Annotated in this window: 9 protein-coding genes; 3 read left to right on the forward strand and 6 right to left on the reverse strand. The window is 47.1% G+C overall.

The window, feature by feature from the left end; genetic code table 11:
- Nucleotides 1–2 precede the first annotated feature (2 nt).
- Entirely contained in the window at nucleotides 3–1,703 is a 1,701-nt protein-coding gene (locus tag MHB54_RS09715; RefSeq protein ID WP_264454201.1) for a spore germination protein, read from the reverse strand.
- A 238-nt stretch (nucleotides 1,704–1,941) separates the two neighbouring features.
- On the opposite strand from MHB54_RS09715, the gene MHB54_RS09720 reads away from it, so the two are divergent.
- From MHB54_RS09720 to MHB54_RS09730, 3 genes are all read left to right on the forward strand, one after another.
- Nucleotides 1,942–2,283 (forward strand): phage tail protein, encoded by a 342-nt coding sequence (locus MHB54_RS09720; protein WP_023986902.1) that lies wholly within the window; start codon nucleotides 1,942–1,944, stop codon nucleotides 2,281–2,283.
- Between the two features lie 46 nt (nucleotides 2,284–2,329).
- A complete protein-coding gene (locus MHB54_RS09725) occupies nucleotides 2,330–6,217 on the forward strand; it encodes an immunoglobulin-like domain-containing protein (RefSeq protein ID WP_264454202.1) in 3,888 nt (1,295 codons plus the stop codon).
- 235 nt (nucleotides 6,218–6,452) lie between these two features.
- Nucleotides 6,453–7,820, forward strand: coding sequence for an exosporium glycoprotein BclB-related protein (locus tag MHB54_RS09730; protein WP_264454203.1), 1,368 nt, complete (start codon nucleotides 6,453–6,455; stop codon nucleotides 7,818–7,820).
- Between the two features lie 71 nt (nucleotides 7,821–7,891).
- Here the strand turns inward: MHB54_RS09730 and nirD are convergent, their stop codons facing one another.
- The 5 genes from nirD to MHB54_RS09755 all read right to left on the reverse strand — a co-directional run bounded on the left by nirD (nucleotide 7,892) and on the right by MHB54_RS09755 (nucleotide 14,574).
- Complete coding sequence (nirD, locus tag MHB54_RS09735; RefSeq protein WP_023986899.1) at nucleotides 7,892–8,221, reverse strand: nitrite reductase small subunit NirD; 330 nt, start codon at nucleotides 8,219–8,221, stop codon at nucleotides 7,892–7,894.
- A 39-nt stretch (nucleotides 8,222–8,260) separates the two neighbouring features.
- Nucleotides 8,261–10,690 carry a nitrite reductase large subunit NirB gene (gene nirB, locus MHB54_RS09740; RefSeq protein ID WP_023986898.1) on the reverse strand — a complete coding sequence of 810 codons (2,430 nt, stop codon included), beginning with the start codon at nucleotides 10,688–10,690 and terminating at the stop codon, nucleotides 8,261–8,263.
- Between the two features lie 259 nt (nucleotides 10,691–10,949).
- Nucleotides 10,950–11,621 carry a DUF4867 family protein gene (locus MHB54_RS09745; protein ID WP_023986897.1) on the reverse strand — a complete coding sequence of 224 codons (672 nt, stop codon included), beginning with the start codon at nucleotides 11,619–11,621 and terminating at the stop codon, nucleotides 10,950–10,952.
- Nucleotides 11,618–13,477, reverse strand: a complete 1,860-nt coding sequence (locus MHB54_RS09750; protein ID WP_264454204.1) for a beta-glucoside-specific PTS transporter subunit IIABC — start codon at nucleotides 13,475–13,477, stop codon at nucleotides 11,618–11,620. The genes MHB54_RS09745 and MHB54_RS09750 overlap by 4 nt, the downstream gene beginning before the upstream one ends.
- A 137-nt stretch (nucleotides 13,478–13,614) precedes the next feature.
- The gene (locus tag MHB54_RS09755; RefSeq protein ID WP_023986895.1) at nucleotides 13,615–14,574 is read right to left on the reverse strand and encodes a DUF7916 family protein; all 960 of its coding nucleotides are present in this window, start codon (nucleotides 14,572–14,574) and stop codon (nucleotides 13,615–13,617) included.
- Nucleotides 14,575–14,597 lie beyond the last annotated feature (23 nt).

Below are 14,597 nucleotides of genomic sequence, written 5' to 3' on the forward strand. Positions count from 1 at the left end.
ACTCATCCTTGTCGCTTAGGATCTTTATGCTTCAATAGAATGGGTCTATTTTTCATAAATTGTAACGGTGCTCGCAAAAAGTAATCTTTCCAGTCCTTCAATGAACGGGGGGCCGTTAAGCTAAGATATGGCACGCCGAAGCTGTGTAATTTAGCCATATGAATGCTCAGCATCAGGAAAAACATGATCACTCCATACAAACCGAAGATAGCAGCCGTGAACATGGCCCCAAAACGAAGAACACGCATAGAGATCCCGGCGCTGTATACAGGTGAGGCAAAGGAAGAAATCGCCGTGACCGCTACCACAATAACGAGAATCGGACTCACAATCCCGGCGTCAACAGCGGCCTGTCCAATAATCAAACCGCCGACGATGCCCATCGCTGGACCGATGGGTTTGGGGAGCCGAAGTCCTGCCTCGCGTAAAATTTCGATGGAAATTTCCATAATCAGGGCCTCAATCAGCGTCGAAAACGGAACTCCCTGTCTCGCACTGATAATGGAAATGACCAACTTGGTTGGAATCAGTCCGGGATGAAACGAGATAAAGGAAATATAGAGCGCCGGGGCGAACAGAGATATCGTAGTTGCCATAAAACGAAGAAATCGAATAAGCGACCCCGGTATCCATCGTTCATAGTAATCTTCGGGAGACTGGAGCATCATCCCGTACGTCACAGGCATAAGGAGCGCAAAAGGTGTACCGTCCAGCAGAATCGCCACACGTCCCTCCAGCAATGCAGCCATGACCCGATCCGGTCTCTCCGTATTTTGAATTTGCAGAAAGGGGCTAAGAAAATTATCCTCAATAAGTTGCTCCACATAGCCCGACTCCAGCACCTCATCCATATCAATGGTTTTGACCCGCCGTTTTACCTCATCTACAAGCTCCGGGTCGGCAATGTCTCTGAAATACACCACCATCAGCTGCTTTTCCACTCTTTTGCCGACTTTAAAGGACGACATGGCTAGTTCCGTACTTTCTCCATGCCTGCGCAGCATCGCTGTATTATCGCTGAGTATCTCTGTAAAACCGACTCGCGGTCCCCGCAGCACCGATTCCGATATGGGGTCTTCCACCCCTCGTGTATTCCCTTTGGGTGTACCCAGCACGAAAGCACCCGGTATGCCCTGAATCAAGAGTATGACTGAACCGAACAGCACCTTTTGCAAGGAGAACTGCACCTCTAATGTATGCTCTGTCTCCGATACCAGCATAACCTGACGAATAAACATATCCCGAAGCTCTTCTCCTCTCGGGAGATCTTCCCCCTCTTGCCCGGAGCTGCCCCAATCCATCAACGGCTTTAAAATATTCTGATCCATGCCAACCTTGTCCGTTAATCCATCCACAAAAAAAAGTGTGCCTACAGCGTTCAATTTTTCCAGAAAAACAGATCGTTCGTTCACGTCTGACATATCCGTAACTGCTTGTCTGATTTTTGCTACATTGGCTTCATAATCTTCGGTAAAGGTCCCTTTTACCTTCTCAGCCTCACTTACAGACGGATTACGATCTGCATGCTGCGAACGGTCTTCTTCTTCTAAAAGCTTTAATCGTTCCATACGTCTGCTCTCTCGACCATCCATCGCTCTAATTTGTCGTACCGTCAGAAAAATAATCAAAGGGATGAGGAACAAAAAGAAAGCTTCCATCCATACGTTCCATTTAGGCATATGAGTTCCGATGACCTGCCACACACTCTTTCCTCCTTCACTTCCATAGGATTTGTATATAGATTTACCTGGATTAGAAAAAAGATGCATGGGCAATGGAATAAATTTCTTTACTCACAAAAGGAATAAAAAGGTGAATTTGATAGATGAACTGTAGTGCCAAAAGTGGAATTACATGATAATATCTATTCATTCTATGACTAATGTCACAAATTTGTTGAATTCGTGGGCCATTATTCGAAACTAAAAAGGAGTTGTAGGTATGAAGAATCATTTTTGGAAGAAAGCCGCTGTGTTGAGTTTGTTAGCGGTCATTTTGTTAGGGGGAACGGCGATCAGTCCCAAACAGGCACATGCAGGTTATGAGCCTTATATTGGGGAAATTACGGTGTACCCGTACATGTTCGCTCCTAAAGGTTGGCTAAAATGCGAGGGTCAGCTCTTATCTATTTCGCAAAATACAGCACTGTTCAGTCTGCTGGGCACTAATTTTGGCGGCGATGGAATGAGCACATTTGCATTACCCGACTTGCGCGGGGCTTCCCCGTTGCCGAATGTAAACTACTATATCGCAACCGAAGGGGTTTACCCATCCCGCCCTTAATGAATGTGTTCATCGGTGGGCTAATTAATGAAGAAGAGGTGATGGCGTGCTCGAAGGCAATAACTTCACACGCAACAAATTGAAACCCTATCGCTTGCTGGTTCCATTGCTGCCATTTATCGGCGGTACGTTCCTGCTCATAGGGACGAATGAGGTTCACGCTGCCGGTTGGGAAAATGTGGTGCTTAACAAGCCAGCCACATCCAGTGGCTACAGCCAGCCCTATGATCCCTCCAGAGCTGTGGATGGGTCAATCGAACCAACAAGCCGCTGGTATCAAGCCAGCAACGGTGAAAAATGGATTCAGGTAGATCTGAGAGACTGGTATATCGTAGATCGATACGTTGTTACAGGTATGGGAATCCATAACGGGTGGCAGGATCAACGTGATCCATACAGTTTCCGATTGCAAACAAGCAGCAACGGAAGTAATTGGGTGACTGTTGATACCGTCCAGAATAATGAGAGCTCTAATGTTGAAAAGAACATTGCCCCTGTAACTACACGATACTTGCGATTATATATTGATCAAGGAAATACAAGAAACAATCAGTGGGCTTCCATCATGGAATTCGCAGCTTATGGGGAGCGATTGCCCGTTCCACAGGCTCCGGGGCATTTTACAGGAACCAAAAATGGAAATACAGTGGAGTTAAGCTGGGATGCTGTTCCTTATGCAACTTCATACAAAGTCATACGAGATAGTGTAACGCTCTATTCAGGTAACTTAACCCAATTCATAGACACTTCAGCATTGCCGCCAGGTGAAGCCCTTTACACGGTTCAGGCCGTGAATGCTAAGGGGGAGAGCACTCCCTCAGAAGTTAAAGTGAACATACTTACCGATGCCGAGAGAGTTGCACAGGCCAAAGCTGCTCTTGCATTAGGCTTCGCATCTGGAGATACAGTTGATTCCGTATCCCAAAAGCTGACACTGCCACTCGCTGGATTGAATGATACGACGGTGAGCTGGAGTTCGGATACTCCTGACGTCATTACGAACGAGGGGGCTGTCACACGCCCGCGGTACGATCTGGGTGACCGAAAAGTAAAACTGACAGCTACGATTGCGAAGGGAAGCGCCTCGGATACTCAAACTTTCGAAGTTACCGTACCGAAGATAACTGCACAAGATACATTGGATCAAGCAGCAGACACCCTCTCGCTTGGCAATTTGTCTGCGGTAACAGAGAGTATTTCTCTCCCTTTATCCGGTTATGGTGGAGCGCAGATCGAATGGTCCTCGTCCAAACCTCTTGTCATTGCAGCAGATGGAACACTCACCAGACCCTCTTATAACAGTGGAGATACGGATGTTACCCTAACGGCTACCCTGCAACTTGCAGGCTTAACGAAAACAAAGAACTTTACTGCGCATGTACTCAGTCTGCCCATGAGCGATACAGAAGCCGTTGACGCAGCATACAGGGCGCTTGAGCTGCCAATGACTACAGTAACCGGAGACGTATATTTGCCAAAAGACGCTCTGCATGGTGTTCAGGTGTCATGGTCATCGACTCAGCCCCAGTTCTTGGATCATACTGGGCATGTAACATTCCCAAGCTATGTGCAGGGCGATCAGACCATCACGCTGGAAGCAGTTGTGTCACGAGGCGGGGTTGAGCTACGAAAAACATTCAGCCTGCTCGTGCCAGCATTGCCCGTAAGCGCTGATGAAGCCGTAAATTTGGCAGCTAATACACTGAATTTGGATTATCCGCAAGGGATTAAGGATTCCATCGCTCTGCCTCGTACAGGAGCATTTGACACCCAGATCGACTGGTCTTCGGATCAACCAGATATTCTCAGCAATAGCGGTCAGGTGAATCGGCCTAAATATACAGACGGTGATATGAATGTACAGTTAATTGCCATTATTTCTAAAGGTACCGCTTCTGTACAAAGAACATTCACAATCACAGTGCTGAAGGCATTACCGAATACACCTTACGTACGATTGAACGGCAGTAATCCAATTGTTCTGGAAGCCGGTGACAGCTTCACTGATCCGGGAGCCAGTGTACTGGACAGCGTATACGGCAATATCCTGATCCCTGAGCTTTCAGGTAACGGGAATGTCGATATAAATGTACCCGGTGTATATGTATTGAACTATGCTTATAGCGACAATGGAGGTTGGACAGCGGAGCCAGCAGAGCGCCATATAAACGTGCTGCCCCGTGCTGTTAGAGCCGCAGCAGGCAATGGGGATATAGCCTCTGTGGTCGTTACAGGTGCCTTACCAGGCGCACGGCTTGAACTGTACAATGCCCAGCAGGAGCTTATAGCGGAAGGAATCGGTTCGGGAGAGGGAAAATATACATTTACACCTGTGCCTGAAGGAGCCAGCTACTATGTGCTACAGAACGTAAATGGTATGAAGAGTGCCCCGTCAGGGCTAGTATATCCGCAAGGGTTAACCGCGCAGCGCGTTGCGGATTCCATCACAAGCATACCAGCTCCTACAACAAGTGACACACTGCTCAGGTTGCCTGTTGTACCTGATGGTTTCCGTGTGACCATCAGCAGCAGTAGCCAGCCAGACATCGTGCGTACAGACGGAACTATTGTTCAAGCAGATACTCCTTCCGTTGTAACTATCATGCTGGATGTTATGAGGGTAAGCGATGGTTCTCGTGCGTTGACGCAAGCCATAGAAGTCACCGTCCCTGCCAAGGTAATTGCAAACACAGGCAAATCTAACAAAGATAAGAATGAGGATCTATCTGCTTTCGTACCACAGATCGGAATTTCCGAACAAGGGAAAGAGTTCTCCCTCTTTGTTCCTTCGCCGGCATTCCTGGATGAGCAGATACAGCAAGCACTTCGCGAAGGCAAAGCATACGCAGACATTCGTTTGGAGCAGGAGAAGCAACTGAGTCGTGTTATCCTTTCTCATTCTTTACTGAATAAATGGGATAAGATTGGTGCATCGGTAATATCCCGATATGGTACACTGATGATATCCGGTGACACCTTAACCCGCATGGCCTCAGGCCAGCAAGACGTTACATTGTCATTCCAGCAGGTGGATGTACAACGTGCACAGCAGATCCGTGATTGGGCTGAGCAACAATCCAGCCTGACGCTGATGGGTCCGGTTACAGACATCAAAGCCAATGTGACAGGAACCTCGTCGATCATTCTACCGCTGGATAACGAATCCTTAGGTGAGTTACACAATGCAGAGCCCCAGTTCTCCATTCTTGTTATTCATGAGAATGGCGAGCGTGAGATTCTAAAAGGGACTGCTGTAATGGATTCAAAAGGGATTTTGTCGGGTGTGAGTGTCAATACGACCGGGTTAGGTACCTTTGTCGTCGCCACAGACGCAAAGTCTCAAACCAATAATGCCAGTGTGCAAAATGACCAAATCAATTCGTCAGATTCGCAAGAGCTAGCTCAGGTATGGCCGGATGTACAAGGCCATTGGGCAGCGAAGTCCCTGCAATCTCTTGCAGACAAAGGCTGGATACAAGGCTATAAAGACGGCAACATACGCCCTGAGCGCGCTGTAAGCCGTGCAGAATTTGTAGCCATACTGACCAGAGCATTGGGAACTGCTGGAGAGAGCCCTTCTACCTCATTTACAGATATGCAGGGACACTGGGCTGGATCAGCCGTGGATTCTGCTCATCGTCAGGGATGGATTCAAGGGCTAGCCGCTCAAACTTTCGGACCTGATGAGAGTCTTACCCGTGAGCAGGCGATGGTGATCCTGTCACACGCGATGCAGAATCAGATATCCATTTCCAGCACTACTGCACTACAATCCTACAAGGATGAGCAGCAGATTTCAGCATGGGCCTCCGCAGCATTTCAAAATGCAGTATCCTCCGGTTGGATCAGCGGTTATCCAGATGGAACACTCAAGCCAAAAGCAGCCATCAGCAGAGGTGAGATGGCTGAACTGCTGGTACGTATTCTTAAATAAGACTTTTCAAGCTTCATACATCAGATGAGTATAAGCAAATACAACGCGGCCTCCAAGCTTTTCGGGGGCCGTATTTTTTTATGTATATTTTATGTACAAGCCTCCAACAATCATTTTTGCTTGTTTATTCACCCTTTTCGCTTCAGTAAATATATTATGAATATCTGCGAAGCGGGGCGATGAACCACCTATCACCTCTACAGTAGGAAGAATGATAAGGAGGAGATATTTGAGCATGAAACATAAAAAACCGTTCAGGTTCAGTGGTGCTTCAAAAAAAGACGAAGACTGTAAACCAACAAGAGTAAATAAAAGTATCGAAGCTCTTCTCAGACTGATTAATGAATTGACCGCGATCATCCCCGTCGTATTCGCAAACCCCTCTGCGGCTAATGTATCTTCCTTGCAACAGATTTTAAGACGTTTGTTGTCTCTGGCGAAAAGCTTAAGACTTAGAGGCGGGGTTAAGGCAGACTTGCTGGCAGCGCTGGAGCTTGCTATTGTTGCGTTAGAAGCTACACCTTTCTCTCCGATCGGCGTAGGTACTGCACTGCAACAATTGCTGGATGCCCTATTGTCCATCGTTTTACAAGAATCCCTTGATCCTGCTCTTAAAGACAGCTTAATCAGCGCGATCAGAATCGCTGGAACGACGGTTAGCAACGTATTAGGTGAAACATACTTGTCAGGGGAGTCCGGTGCACAAGGACCTCCTGGACCTGTGGGACCCGGCGGTGCGCCTGGACCCGCAGGTGGACCAGGGCCACAAGGGCCTCCCGGACCTATCGGCGCCGCTGGACCTATCGGAGCACCCGGACCTGTTGGCCCTGCCGGGCCCGTGGGGCCTGCGGGGCCCATTGGAGCGGCTGGACCTGTTGGCGCCGCCGGGCCTATCGGGGCCGCTGGACCGGAAGGCCCGGCCGGACCTGTCGGCGCTACAGGTTCTGCGGGCCCTGCCGGGGGTGTGACAGGCGCCACGGGCGCTACGGGCGCGGATGGATTGGTCGGGCCAGCCGGGGCCATAGGGCCTGCTGGAGCCACGGGTGTTACGGGCGTTACAGGGATTACCGGAGCCACCGGCTCGGGAGCCATCATCCCGTTTGCTTCAGGAGGACCTGCTATACTGACAACTGTTCTTGGCGGAGTGGTAGGAACCACAAGTTTGATCGGCTTTGGGAGCTCAGCAACAGGTATTAGCCTCGTAGGCGGGGTCATAGACCTGACAGGTACACTTGTAGGACCTCTGATTAACTTTGCTTTTTCCGTACCACGGGATGGCGTAATTACATCTATTACTGGTTACTTCAGTACAACAGCTGCATTAACTCTCGTGGGTTCAACTGCGACAATTACTGCCCAGCTGTTTAGTTCCCCAACACCTAATAACACTTTCACAGCAGTTCCGGGAGCTATCGTTACATTGGCCCCTCCACTGAATGGCATTGTTGCTTTGGGAACGACCTCTAGCGGCATTACTACTGGTTTGGCTATCCCCGTAACCGCACAGACTCGTCTGCTCCTTGTCTTCTCTGCAACAGCTACGGGACTTTCCCTCGTAAACACTATCGTAGGTTATGCAAGCGCAGGCGTTACCATTACCTGATCCAAGACGAAAAAAGGGCCCCACAGGATTGTTCCTGTCGAGCCCTTTTTATTTGTATTCCAACAGACGAACTAAACCGTTTCGAACGATATTTTTACTTCTTCTCCCTCTTCACAAACGGCGAACGTTTTAATTTGTCCGTGATCAGGCTCTTGAACGATGCCCGTCTGCAGATCAATTTTCCAGTCATATAAAGGATCATAGATATAATGACCAGATACTATAGCCTCTGTAAGAGGACCTCCTTTGGGATGAGGACTGCTATTTTCAACGGCATAAAGCTCATTCTCCGAAGTGCGGAAAACAGCAATTTCAGTACCTTTGATATGGATGGTACGCCCTATTCTGATCGGAAAATCCTTACTATGACCGACGACAAGCCATTCGGCATTTTTGATCATTTGCTTGATCGCTCCCTTCCTCAGGCATTTTAGATACAATTACACAATAGACGGGGTGACAACCTCGAATAAATTTTTGCGTGAATCCTCATCATTGATGATCTTTTTCCAAGGGTCTTCGACCTGTTGTAATGCAAATTCGATGCGTTCTACTAAAGCTTGTCGATGATCTGTATCATGAACGACAGCCTTCTGAATCTCCTCCAGACCGATCCGTTCCACCCACTCCGAAGTACGTTCCAGGTATTGTCCTGTTTCCCGGTAGAGTTGCATTACGCTTCCTACAATATCAATCAACTCGGCGTCGGTTTTTACTTTACAGAGTGAATCAGCCAACCGCGCTTTAATACCGCCATTACCACCGATAAAGATCTCCCAGCCCCCATCATTACCTACGATTCCGATATCTTTGGTACATGATTCCGCACAGTTGCGTGGACATCCATTAACCGCTAATTTGAATTTTGCCGGGAAATCCAGTCGTTCGAATTTCCGTTCCAACACTTCTCCCATTCCCATCGAGTCCTGTGTGCCAAACCGGCAAAATTGTGATCCAACACAGGTTTTAACTGTACGAAGTGACTTCGCGTAGGCATATCCCGACGGCATATCGAGTTCTTCCCATACTTTAGGCAGATCCTCTTTACGGACACCGATCAAATCCAGCCGCTGTCCTCCTGTTACTTTAACGACCTTAACGTTGTATTTAAGAGAAACATCTGCTATCTTCTTCAAATCTTCTGGGGTCGTTACACCACCGTACATTCTAGGAACAACTGTAAACGTTCCATCCTTTTGAATGTTCGCGTGCAATCGCTCATTTACAAAACGGGAATCTCCCTCATTTTCATAGGTATCCGGGTTAATCATTCCCAGATAGTAATTCAGCGCTGGCCGACATTTGGAGCATCCTTCATCATTATGCCAACCCAGTACATTCATAACTTCACGCGTTGTTGTCAGTCCTTTGGTTTTGATCGCTTCCACAATCTCGTCCCGACTCAAAGTTGTGCAGCCACATATTCCTTGCTTGGCTGACGTCTTGAAGCTGTCTCCAAGAACGTACTGCAGAATTTGCTCTACAACCGGCTTACACCCTCCACAGGAACGCGTTGCTCCGGTACATGCCTTAATTTCATCGACTGTGGTCAGTCCATTATCATTAATCGCATCCACAATCGTCTTTTTGGTTACACCGTTACAGCCACAGACAATTTCGTCATCAGCCATCGTTTCAGCGGATAATGATTTCGCCCCGTCCTTGCTGCATCCAGTACCCATGATCTGTCCATATATCTCATCTGTCATCAATGTTTGCTGACGCACATATTTTTGAAGGCTAGCAGATTCGCTCACATCGCCAAACAGTACAGTTCCAACAATCTTATTTTCACGAAGCAGCACTTTTTTGTATGTGCGCTTCCACTCATCCTTTGCCACAATCACCGTATGTTCAGGCTGGGTTATGAATTCGCCAGCTGAGAAAACATCCACCCCTGAAATTTTGAGCTTGGTGGAAACCACCGATCCCATATAACCTTCAGTATCCGCACCTGCCAAATGTTTGGCAATTACACTCCCCTGTTCAAATAGCGGAGCTACCAAGCCGTAACAGGTTCCGCGGTGTTCAACACATTCCCCTACAGCATATACATCCGGCACGGAGGTTCTCATCAAATCATCGACTACAATACCACGGTTCGTTTCCATACCACTTTGCACAGCCACCTGAATATTAGGTTTGATCCCGACGGCCATAACGACCAAATCCGCTTCCAGCTCGCTTCCGTCTGAAAACCGCAGTCCTTGTACCCGATCTTGACCGTACACCTCCGCAGTTTGCATTTGCATAGCAAACTTGATTCCCTGGCGTTCTAGTTCTGTTTTCAGCATCGCAGAGGCTTCCCGGTCCAGCTGGCGTTCCATCAAATCCTCCATTAAATGAACGACCGTAACATCCATACCCAGGTTGACCAAGCCTTTAGCTGCTTCCAGCCCCAATAGGCCTCCACCAATGACAGCTGCCTTTTTAAAGGTCTTTGCTGCCTCAAGCATTGCCGAGCAATCGGCGATATCTCGGAAACCGATGACACCCGGTAATTCTTTACCCGGAATAGGCAGAATAAATGATTGTGAACCAGTAGCTACCAAAGCTACATCATAATCAATTTCCAGTCCGTCTTCGGTGCGAATCTTCTTGTTCTCACCGTCAATGCTTTTCACCATTTTTCCTGTATATAAAGTAATCCCTTGATCCGCGTACCATTGCAAATCGTTCAGTATGATATCATCAATCGTTTTACTACCTTCCAACACATAAGAGAGCATGATCCTGTTATAGTTCGGATGCGGCTCATTTCCCAGGACCGTAATTTCATACTTATCCGTTAATTTCAAAATTTGTTCGACCGTATTGATACCAGCCATCCCGTTCCCTATAACCACAAGTTTTTGTTTACTGTTTATCATATACCGGTTCCTCCATTCATTCGACGATGCTTCCTATCCGACGACATCTCCTACGTTCCTATGAATATTGCTTATGCTTCTATTTTAATGCAGCAGATAGAGCTATATGTGATTAGAATCACAATGTAGTTCAAATTAAAAATATTTAGGGATTTCCCTATTCTGCTTCAAGGGATAAAGGTAAGCAGCTGAAATTGAGTTAAAAAAAAGGACCAGCTAGCTGGTCCCTTAGTTTAATTTATGAATGATGGACTTTGACTCAAATGGGTGAAATATTCAGCAACTTCCCGTGCAGCCCGGGATGGACGCCAGCCGCGATTTTTTCCATCTGTGTACTATGAACCATAAGAAATTTATTTTTCTTAGTCAGCAGTAGGTTCCCCCGGCTACCTTCTCCCGCTTCAAGTGGCATATTCGTTCCTGCCGGAAGGATCACAATCGTCAAATATCCTTCACTGTCAACTTTACAGGGAGCATAATGAAGTGTCGTTGAATATATCTCGACAACCGTGTTTTTAGGCTGAAAAAACACCTGAACATTTGCACTGTCATAGGAATTGTCCTCAATGTCCTGTACTCTGCCGACAAGATGAATACAGTCTGTAGCGGCAATCACCACCTCGCTGCCCTGATGATATTCCAGCCCGGTCAGACCCGTATTCTGACCTGCGCAAAAACCAGCCTGAATTGGAAGTTGGCCGTACACCTCATCTTGAATCCGGTGAATTACACCGAAGTCTTCGAGTTCTGCGACCGAAGGTACATAATGGTTTCCCTGATCGGGTACGCTGGTCGTTTCTTTTGCATACTTGATAAGCTCTGTGGTATTAAAATGAGGCAGCAGCCTTCCATACGGGCGGAATGCTTCGCTCATTACCTCATAAATAACCAAAGGTGCATTGATTTGATTTAGTCTTTCCGTAGTCTTCATAGCTTGACCTCCAGCAATGAATCTCCTGTGTACACTCGGTTATTTCCCAGCACCTTAACGTCAGAGTATTCGGCTGTATTCGTCACAATAATCGGTGTAGTCATGTCATAGCCCAGAGCTTTAATTGCTCCAATATCAAACTCGACCAGCAGTTGACCTTTGGTAACCCGATCCCCTTCTGAGATATGCGTTTTAAAATGCTGTCCTTTCAACTTGACGGTGTCCATACCGATGTGAACCAAGATCTCCGTTCCTCCATCCGATACAATACCAATCGCATGGCCTGTACGGAAGGCATTAGCTATAGTTCCGTTGAATGGAGAGAGCAGTTTGCCATCCTCAGGCACAATAGCAACGCCTTTACCCATGGCTCCAGTAGAGAACACTTCATCAGATATCTCGGATAACGGTTTGACAGTACCCGTCAGCGGGCTGGAAATATTCTCGTTCGTTAGCGCAGGAGCTGGGGTTGCAGCTTCTTTCTTCTCTTCATGGACTGCAATCATTTCTGTTTCCATGGAATCATTAAATCCAAAGAAATACGTGGTAATGGCTGTGAATATATAAGCTACGATAATGGCAATTACGAATCCGGCAAATCCTGTGCCGAAGAATATCGGCAGGGATGCCAAGCCCGGTATACCTGGAGCAATTGCCACGGAACCCGCCGCACCTGTGATTGCCCCGGCGATAGCGCCCCCGATAATAGCCCATACGAACGGTTTTTTGTAGCGGATACTAATCCCGTAGATGATCGGTTCCGTGATGCCAAACAAACCTGTTATCGCTGCAGGCCCGGCAATCGCTCTCACTTTTGGATTTCTGGTTTTAAGGAATACACCCAGTGCCGCACCTGCTTGTGCAAAGTTAGAAGGCGCAAATAATGGTTTCAAAGTATCATGACCGTATACCGCAATGTTATTGTACATGATAGGAATAAACGCCCAGTGGAGCCCCATAACAACTAACATCTGCCACCCGGCACCTACAATGACTCCCGCTACAATCGGACTCAAATTGTATAAGAAAGTGTAACCCTTAGCCAGCCCCAAGCTCGCATATATTCCAATTGGTCCAACCGCAATCAGAGTCAAGGGAACAATGACCATCAGACAGATAAGTGGCGTTATAAAATTTTTCACGCTATCATGAATTACTCTATTCAGGAATTTCTCCAGAATGGATAGCAACCAAACCGCGATAATCACTGGAATAACCGAAGAAGTATAACTCATAAGAACAACAGGAATATTGAAGAACGAAATATCCGTTTTATCGTTATACAAAGTAATAATATTCGGATACACCAGAGCCCCTGCTACCGCAAGCGCAACAAAGGTATTGGCTCCAAATTTCTTCGAAGAGGTCACAGCAATCGCGATCGGCAGGAAATAAAAGATACTGTCTGCGGCAGCGAACCAGATCGAATAGACACCACCTGTTTTGGTGAGCCATCCTAACGAGACGAGCATTAATAAAAGCCCTTTCAAAATCCCCGAAGCTGCCAGCGCCCCCAAAAATGGTGTGAAAATACCGGAAATAATATCCACCGTTTTGTTAAACCAGTTGCCATCAGAAGCAGCGGATGCATTCGATTTGTCGTCATCTCCAAGGCTACTGATCTTTAAAATGTCTTTATATACGTCCCCTACCGTATTTCCAATGACCACTTGATATTGTCCACCGTTTTCAACAACTGTAATAACCCCGGGAATATTTTGTGTTTGGTTCTTGTCGGCCTGATCCCTGCTATTTAATTTAAATCTTAACCGAGTGGCACAATGCACCAAGCTAGAGACATTTCCTTCTCCGCCAACGGACGCTAAAATGTCTTTTGCCAGTTTTTCATCGGACATACTGCTCGCTCCTTTAATCCTCATTTGGCATCTATGAAAGTAAACGTTTACATTGATGGTGGTAATTCAAAGACTCTACGCGCACTCCAAGGAGTACGAAAAGAATATAGAGTCTCTGAATTACACGGGGTCAATCGTTACCGGCTTCTTCCTACCATTCTCTTGATTGTATGTCTGCGTCCTTTAATGGACAGCGCAAGCTGGTATACGTTCTCAGGAAGAGGTGTTCCTGCATAACCACCATCTCCAATGGCATGAATATCCGCGCCCGTCTGTTTCATCATGAGTGCGATCCAGGCAATCGTTTGAACATCTGCCCCTTCAACTGAGCTGTTCAGGAAAGAAAGAGCAAGCGTTCCGGGTTTATATGAATGGACAAATTCTACACATTGTCTGACGTGCTCCACTGTAATACCATGTCTGGAGCCAGGTGCAGGCAACGTAATAACGTCAGCACCAGAATCGATCAAGTCCTTAATAATTTCATTGGAAGGTCTCTCGCTCAGTGGATCACCCAATACTTTCTCAATGGTTCCGTCTTCCCATTTTCCGGCGCAGATCAGGATTTTGTCTCCCAGTGTTTCTTTTGCCAGCTTGGTAGCCTCAATGATCCGTTCAAAGGTTGTACCTGCGGAAGGATTTCCTCCCAATACGATAAAGTCAGCTCCAATCTCTAAGGCACGCAGGAAGTTCTCTCTGGAAGCGATTCTTCCTTCTTTGGCCTCCACATATTGTTCTCCCGCAACCTGAGCATCCGGGCTTGGACACTCAAAATAAATACCGAGCGGAACACCGGCCCATTCCTTGATTTGCTTCAGGCTATACGGCTTATCAGCCAGCTTGCCATGCTTCATTTCACGCAATCCGATATTGGATTCTTCCTTGATCATATCAAAGCCATTCAGCATAACCATATCTGCGCCGTAAGCTGCTTGGATCTCCGCATTGGTAACGCCATCGACCAGGCCGGAATTCAGCATCACATGATGCTGTCCCATAATGACGCGCCCTTCAGAAGCCAGAATGGATTCTTTTAGATCTGCTGCGCTAAATTTCAAAATATCCGTTTTCGTGCTTGCGATTAATCTTTTTGCCAATGTAATCTCCTCCAAGTCATTTA

The organism is Paenibacillus sp. FSL M7-0802 (assembly GCF_038004945.1).
Taxonomy (GTDB): domain Bacteria; phylum Bacillota; class Bacilli; order Paenibacillales; family Paenibacillaceae; genus Paenibacillus; species Paenibacillus polymyxa_B.

Bases quoted from the DNA above. Each gene is read 5' to 3' on its own strand.
- nirD (WP_023986899.1), bottom strand. From the start codon at position 8,221: ATGATCAAAAATGCCGAATGGCTTGTCGTCGGTCATAGTAAGGATTTT.
- MHB54_RS09730 (WP_264454203.1), top strand. From the start codon at position 6,453: ATGAAACATAAAAAACCGTTCAGGTTCAGTGGTGCTTCAAAAAAAGAC.
- MHB54_RS09720 (WP_023986902.1), top strand. From the start codon at position 1,942: ATGAAGAATCATTTTTGGAAGAAAGCCGCTGTGTTGAGTTTGTTAGCG.
- nirB (WP_023986898.1), bottom strand. From the start codon at position 10,690: ATGATAAACAGTAAACAAAAACTTGTGGTTATAGGGAACGGGATGGCT.
- MHB54_RS09750 (WP_264454204.1), bottom strand. From the start codon at position 13,477: ATGTCCGATGAAAAACTGGCAAAAGACATTTTAGCGTCCGTTGGCGGA.
- MHB54_RS09745 (WP_023986897.1), bottom strand. From the start codon at position 11,621: ATGAAGACTACGGAAAGACTAAATCAAATCAATGCACCTTTGGTTATT.